The 6,722-nt window shown below is 32.4% G+C and carries 5 protein-coding genes, 2 pseudogenes and 1 riboswitch; of the genes and pseudogenes, 2 read left to right on the top strand and 5 right to left on the bottom strand.

Features of this window, described 5'->3' with window-relative positions; all coding sequences use genetic code 11:
• Window positions 1-627: 627 nt before the first annotated feature.
• The 4 genes from dapA to lysA all read right to left on the bottom strand — a co-directional run bounded on the left by dapA (window position 628) and on the right by lysA (window position 5,041).
• Window positions 628-1,512 (bottom strand): 4-hydroxy-tetrahydrodipicolinate synthase, encoded by an 885-nt coding sequence (gene dapA, locus HMPREF1552_RS04620; RefSeq protein ID WP_021743939.1) that lies wholly within the window; start codon window positions 1,510-1,512, stop codon window positions 628-630.
• 46 nt (window positions 1,513-1,558) lie between these two features.
• Window positions 1,559-2,410, bottom strand: coding sequence for a diaminopimelate epimerase (dapF, locus tag HMPREF1552_RS04615; protein WP_039901185.1), 852 nt, complete (start codon window positions 2,408-2,410; stop codon window positions 1,559-1,561).
• A 77-nt stretch (window positions 2,411-2,487) separates the two neighbouring features.
• Entirely contained in the window at window positions 2,488-3,705 is a 1,218-nt protein-coding gene (locus HMPREF1552_RS04610; protein ID WP_021743937.1) for an aspartate kinase, read from the bottom strand.
• Between the two features lie 25 nt (window positions 3,706-3,730).
• Window positions 3,731-5,041: a diaminopimelate decarboxylase gene (lysA, locus tag HMPREF1552_RS04605; RefSeq protein ID WP_021743936.1), complete on the bottom strand. Its 1,311-nt coding sequence runs from the start codon at window positions 5,039-5,041 to the stop codon at window positions 3,731-3,733.
• A 160-nt stretch (window positions 5,042-5,201) separates the two neighbouring features.
• Window positions 5,202-5,377, bottom strand: a riboswitch (Lysine riboswitch).
• Window positions 5,378-5,499: 122 nt separating this feature from the next.
• Here lysA and HMPREF1552_RS12155 point away from each other — a divergent pair.
• A complete protein-coding gene (locus HMPREF1552_RS12155; protein WP_021743935.1) occupies window positions 5,500-5,676 on the top strand; it encodes a hypothetical protein in 177 nt (58 codons plus the stop codon).
• Between the two features lie 174 nt (window positions 5,677-5,850).
• On the opposite strand, the pseudogene tnpA reads toward HMPREF1552_RS12155, so the two are convergent.
• Window positions 5,851-6,310: pseudogene (tnpA, locus tag HMPREF1552_RS04600) on the bottom strand (IS200/IS605 family transposase).
• A 208-nt stretch (window positions 6,311-6,518) separates the two neighbouring features.
• Here tnpA and HMPREF1552_RS11805 point away from each other — a divergent pair.
• Window positions 6,519-6,683 (top strand): annotated as a pseudogene (locus HMPREF1552_RS11805) (ISLre2 family transposase); the annotation flags it as partial.
• Between the last annotated feature and the right edge of the window lie 39 nt (window positions 6,684-6,722).

The following is a 6,722-nucleotide window of genomic DNA, read 5'->3' as shown; positions in this document are numbered from 1 at the left end:
TGAGTAATATATATTATCAATTCTTTTAGATTTTTTTCATGCGTTTATCGTGTAGGATTTTTTCACTTTTATTTCTTAATAGTATTGACTTTTTATATAAATATGATATTTACTGTAAAATATATTAAATAATAAAAATACAAAAAGATTAATTCAAGAGGAATTTATGTGAAAAAGATGTTACCAGGATTATTTTTAAGATTAATAGTATTCTCGTTCTCAGCGCCAAGTTTTGTATATGTGAAGGGCATGAAAGAAAAGATTACTGATCGAATAAATTTTTACTCATGCATACTTGTCAACAGTCCTTATTTTTTCATTAATACGGCTGATGTCTTTTTAATATATCAATTCTAGTTCCTTTTATTCAGGTATTTCTGTAATTTTTTATCTATAATTCCTTTAGATTCTTTTTTCCATTTTCTAATTGTTACTTTTGCTACTCTGTATTCATTTTAAGAATTTTTTGTTCTCTCAGCATTATTTATCATTTTCGTCATCAGTATATTATACCCTAGTATTATTCTTTAGCCAAGGTTGTAGAATAAATTTATTTTTAAAAAATTTAGGAAAATACCGTAATTAATATTGCAATTTGTAAATCTAAAATTTCCAACAAATAAAAAATTAAAAAATCCCTTTTTCTTTAAACACTTTTGTCAATTTTCCATAAGTATCCGCCTCAGCCTCTACCAATGGCAATCTTACTATGTCATTGTCAAGTTTTCCAAGTATTTTCATAGCAGCTTTCACAGTTACAGGATTTCCTTCTACGAACATGTTTCTGCTTACATCGTATAATTTTGTATGCAGTTCAAACGCCTTGTCAAAGTTCTTGTTTAAGAATGAACTGATTAAATCGCTCATTTCTTGGGGCATTATGTTGGCAACTACAGAAACGACTCCTTTTGCACCGATTGACAGCATTGGTAGGATTAGGTGATCTTCTCCTGAAAGAATTTCTATTTTATCTCCGCATAAATCCTGAATTCTTATCATTTGTTCAAGACTTCCTGTCGCTTCCTTTACAGCTACAATTTCAGGCAGTTCAGCCAGTTTTGCGATTGTTTCCGCTTCAATATTTGTTCCTGTTCTTCCAGGCACATTATAAAGCATTATAGGAAATTTTGCTTCTTGTGCAATTGTTTTGTAGTGCTCATAAAGTCCTCTTTGACTTGGTTTATTGTAGTATGGGCAAGTGCTTAACGCTGCATCTGCTCCCAGTTCCTTTGCGTATTTTGTAAGTTCTATCGCTCTTGTTGTATTATTTGATCCTGCCCCTGCGATTACCTGTATTCTCCCTTTCACTTCTTCCACAACTATTTTTATTACTTTTTCATGTTCTGCGAATGTCAAAGTGGGAGCTTCTCCAGTCGTTCCGCAAGGTACAATTCCAGATGTACCATTTTCAATGTGATAATTTACCAATTCTCTTAATTTATCTTCATCCAATTCCGTTCTATTATTTTTAAATGGCGTAATTAGCGCCACATACGAACCTTCAAATTTCATTTTATCCCTTCTTTCCTTAATTTAACTTCCTAAATTAGAAATTTAATTATCTTTGATATTTATACATTCCTTCAGCTATTTTTTCACTAGGTCCTGTCATAAATACATCATTTTCTCCACCTTCGTACTCAATAACAAGCTGCCCTCCTGGAACTTTCACATTTACCTTATCATCTACAAAATCAAAAGTTTTGGCAAGTACAGCCGAAGCTGTAGCCCCAGTTCCACAAGCCAATGTTCTTCCTGCTCCACGTTCCCAAGTGATTACTTCTATATGCTCCCTGTCATACACCTTTACAAAGTTTACATTGACTTTTTTGGGAAATAAGTCAGTATAATTTTCAATTTTTTTACCAAGCTCATCAATGTTATAATCTGCAAAGTCATTTACAAATATTACAGAATGGTCAGTTCCCATAAAAATATATGAAATTTCAATTTCTTTTCCGTCAATATTAATTTTTTCTCTTAAAAACTGCTCTTTTTGAATATTTATTAATTCTGTTACATTAAAAACAGGGTTTCCCATATTTACTCTTGCTGTAAAATCATCCTTTTCCTCATCGTAATTTACTTGTATTGTCAAATCGCCAGGAACTGTTTTTACAGTAAATTCGTTTCCTTCAACCAGGTGATTGTTTACAAGATAATGTGAAAAACATCTTATTCCATTTCCACACATTGGCGCCTGACTTCCATCTCCATTAAAGAAAAACATAAATGGCATACTTGCCACATATTTTAAAATAATCAGACCATCCGCACCCACTCCATAATGCCTGTCACAAATCTGACTAGCAAATTCCCCATATTCAGGTATTCCTTTTTCAATAAGATCCTTCTCAGCAACAATAATAAAATCATTTCCTGCACCTTGATACTTCTCAAATTTTAACATCTCAAAAACCTCCATTATTTTTTTATATTCTAAATTTAATAATCTTTGAATTGCTTCAAAACATATCTTAAAATCTTTTACAAATCAAATTCCTTCGCAAATAACTCAGCCACTTTTTTTCCCATGACTTCGTCTACAACTAATGAAATACTGATTTCAGAAGTAGAAACCTGATGGAAACTTATGTCATTTTCTGAAAGGATTCTAAACATCTTGGCAGCAACTCCAATGTTGCTTATCAGCCCGATTCCTACTACAGAAACTTTTGTAATGTAAGGATTTATTATGAACGATGTTCTTGGAAATTCTGCTTCTATTTCTGCACCAATTTTTTCAAGTGCGGCAATGTCTGTTTTTGGACAAGTAAAGGCAAAACTTCCGTGATGGCTTGTTACGTCATTTTGACTTATTATGTCAATATTTATTCCATTTGCTTCGGCTTTTTCAAAAATTTCATACACATTTTGTGCATTTGTTGGGATTTCCTCTACGTTTACCATTACCATATTTTCATTGATTGATACTCCAGTTATTACTTTTTGCTCCATTTCCTTATTCTCCTTTGTTTTTTCTACTGACGTTATAATCGTTCCGTTTTTTTCTCCAAGCGATTTTCCAACGTAAATTTCTACACCATATTTGCTTCCAAGCTCAACTGCTCTTGGCTCCATTACTCCAGCTCCTAAAAAAGCCAGCTCCATCATTTCATCATAAGAAACAACTGGCAATTTTTTGGCATCTTTATAAACTCTTGGATCAATTGAGTAAATTCCATCTACATCTGTGTAAATTTCACATTTCCCTCCAAGTGCAGCCGCTAGAGCAACAGCCGATGTATCAGATCCTCCACGTCCCAAAGTTGTCACATCTCCAGCTTCATTTACTCCCTGAAATCCAGCTACAACTACAATTTTCCCTTTTGATAAATGTTCCTTTATCTCTTTTCCGTTAATGTCCTCAATTCTGTTTTTTGTATAATGTCCGCTCGTTTTTATTCCAGCCTGAGCTCCTGTAAGCGAGATAGCTTCGTATCCAAGCGTCTGTAAAGCAATGCTAAGCAATGCAATTGTCTGCTGCTCTCCAGTTGACATTAGCCTGTCCATCTCCCTCAAGTCAGGTTTATCGGTAATTTCGTGAGCCAATTTTATTAGGGCATCTGTAGTTTTTCCCATTGCTGAAACCACGACAACCACATCGTTTCCAGAATCCTTCACACTTCCCAAATATTTTGCGATATTCATTATTTTCTCCGTTGTAGCAACCGAAGTTCCACCATATTTATGCACAATAATCACAGTAAATTCACCTCTTTCTTATTTTTTATAAATCAAAAATTTCATCATTTCTAATTAAATCATCCAATGTTTCTCTCTTTACCGCAACTTTAGCTTTTCCATCCTTTACGAATACAACTGCTGGTCGCATCATTCTATTATAGTTGCTTGACATTGTGTAACAATATGCTCCTGTTGTCGTTACTGCCACAATATCTCCAATTTCTGTTGCTTTTGGCAATTTTCCTTTTTCAATGATAATATCCCCTGATTCACACAGTTTTCCTGCCAAAGTTATTTCTCTTACATCTGTATCATTTAGCTTGTTTACAACTCCAGCCTCATATTCCGCTTGATATAATGCTGTTCTTATATTATCCGACATTCCTCCATCTATAAATACATACGTTTTTCCGCCGACTGTTTCCTTAATTCCTCCAACTTCGTACAAAGTAGTTCCAGCATTTCCGACAATACTTCTTCCTGGCTCAATACAAAGTTCCTTAAATCCAATCTGATATTTAATTTCCATTGCTTCTGTATATGTTATTATTTCACTCAGAACCTCCTCTATCGGTTTCGGATCATCTCCTTCCTTATAGTAAACTCCAAATCCTCCACCCATATTTACTGTGTGAACTACTATTCCCAATTCCTTTTTCAATTTATCCAAATATTTAAAAATCTCATCTAGAGCAAATATAAAGAACGCCGATTGGAAAATTTGTGAACCGATATGCGTATGAAATCCTTTAAATTCTATCCATTCGCTATCATTCAGCCTTTTAATTATATCAAATAAATTATCCTGAAACAATGAAATTCCAAATTTTGAAGTAAGTCCTGAAGTCTTTATATAATGATGCGTATGTGCCTCTATTCCTGGATCAATTCTCACAAGCACAGCCTGCTTTTTCCCTTTCTCACGGCAAATTCTCTCAATTTTATCAATTTCATCTTCATTATCAACAACAATTGTATCAATCCCAAATTCGACAGCCATTTCAATTTCATTTACCAATTTATTATTTCCATGCAAATGCACTTTATTCATTGGAAATCCTGCTTTATGAGCAGTATAAAGTTCTCCGCCCGAAACAACATCCAAATCCAGCCCTTTTGATTCAACCAGTTTAATCATCCCCGTTGACAAAAACGCTTTCCCAGCATAAGCAATTCTTGTATTAAATCTCGTTGACTTAAATGCCTCTTTCATTTTATCTATCGTTGTTTCAATAAGTTCCTGATCCATCACATAAAGTGGCGTTTTAAATTCTTTCACGAGTTCAACTGTATCTACTCCTCCTATTGATAAATTACCATTTTCATTAACTTTCGACGTTCCAAATAATTTCATATTTCCACAGAAACTTTTTAAAAATAAAAAATTTCCTTCTCCTTTCAGTATTTTTGTTTTTTTGGATAATAAAAAATGCCGATAACAAGCATCAGCATATAAAACATATATCTAAAAATTTTTATTTAAAACTAAAAAACTTAAAAAATTTATATGAATTATATCTGACAGCTCCCCATTATCCTTTGATAATGACAGTCCTATGGATATTCTCCATAGCCCCAGCAATAAAGATAGTCAATCCCTACGCTTCGGCAATTATTCCTTTCAACTTATTTCACAGAATCGACTTTTCTCCGTAAATTTACTTTTAATAATTGCACCTCTATCACATAATATTTATTATTATAACTAATTTTTTCACATTTGTAAAGTTTTTTTCAAAATTTTATATATAAATATATTGACAATTCAAATTTTATAAGGTATTGTTATTACAGACGGAAGGTAGAAGAAAAATGAAAACATTAATGCTTTTATTATTTTTGTCAGCATTAACAATAAGCTGTACGGTGTGGTATTTAAGAAATTGTTCTTACTATGAAGGAGACAGACTGTATTATAATTCAGTGAATGATACACCTTGCACTTCTTTAAATAAAAAAATTGAAAGAAATAGAAAAAGAGGTTATTAAGATATATTAAAAAATAAATTCAATCAAATTTCTAATTATTCAAGACTATTCTTCTGAAGAGTGGCTTGCTCTGCAGCTATAAGACGACGGGGCTCTTCACCTAAAGACAATACTTAACCTACGTTCAAGATATGTTGTATTCGACTCGTTGCTACTCTTAAAGAGGTGTCCGTACTACTCGCTACACCTAAAAGGGTCTTCAATTCTTTTACATTTAATTTGTCCATTGCTATATTATGTTTCTCCTGTTTGGCTATATATTTTTTTATTGTTGCTTCATTTAAGCCTACTGTACTTATATAATATCCTTATGACCAGAAATGTCTGTTTCCAAATTTATATTTTAAGTTTACATGCTTGTCAAACATCATCAATATACTTTTTCCCTTCAGATATCCCATAAAATTTAATACACCTATTTTCAGTGGTATGCTTATCAGCATATACAGGTGATCTTTCATCAAATGTCCTTCTATTATTTCAACTCCTTTATACTCATATAATCTTATTAAAATTTTTCCCACACTTTTTCTGTATTGACTATATATAATTTTTCGTCTATACTTAGATGTAAATATATATGTTACTTACACATTTATTTAGTATGAGACAGGCTATTAGTTTTATTAACCAAACACCTTCCTTTCATTAATAGTAACTTGAACAACGCTATTATAATGAAAGATGTATTTTGTTGCAAACTTATGTTTTCGCACTTGCTATGCGGATGGTTTTATGTTTCGCACGCTTTGCGTACTCAACTAACTAAAGTCAATAACAAAAAAGAGGAAACCAGCTACAATATAAATAATCGCTAAATCCTATTGAAAAGTGCTTCCTCAATAATTAGGGGATCAGATTCCTTCTCGCTTGTAAAGAGTTTTTTTATTTTTTTAATTCCGTTTGAACAGCAGTTCAAACTGTTTATCGCAAAGGCTTTTGAAACAATCTTTAGAATTTATGTCAAAAGAGTTGATGTTAGCTTTTTCCATTCCAACGAAAGAAAAGTATGAATTTATAGTAAAACCTATTTAAAACTGAACTAA

Origin of the sequence: Leptotrichia sp. oral taxon 879 str. F0557 (genome assembly GCF_000469385.1) — a bacterium.
GTDB classification, from domain to species: Bacteria; Fusobacteriota; Fusobacteriia; order Fusobacteriales; family Leptotrichiaceae; genus Leptotrichia; species Leptotrichia mesophila.
This window is presented reverse-complemented; position numbering and strand designations above follow the sequence as displayed.

Bases quoted from the DNA above. Each gene is read 5' to 3' on its own strand.
- dapA (WP_021743939.1), bottom strand. From the start codon at position 1,512: ATGAAATTTGAAGGTTCGTATGTGGCGCTAATTACGCCATTTAAAAAT.
- dapF (WP_039901185.1), bottom strand. From the start codon at position 2,410: ATGTTAAAATTTGAGAAGTATCAAGGTGCAGGAAATGATTTTATTATT.
- lysA (WP_021743936.1), bottom strand. From the start codon at position 5,041: ATGAAATTATTTGGAACGTCGAAAGTTAATGAAAATGGTAATTTATCA.
- HMPREF1552_RS12155 (WP_021743935.1), top strand. From the start codon at position 5,500: ATGAAAACATTAATGCTTTTATTATTTTTGTCAGCATTAACAATAAGC.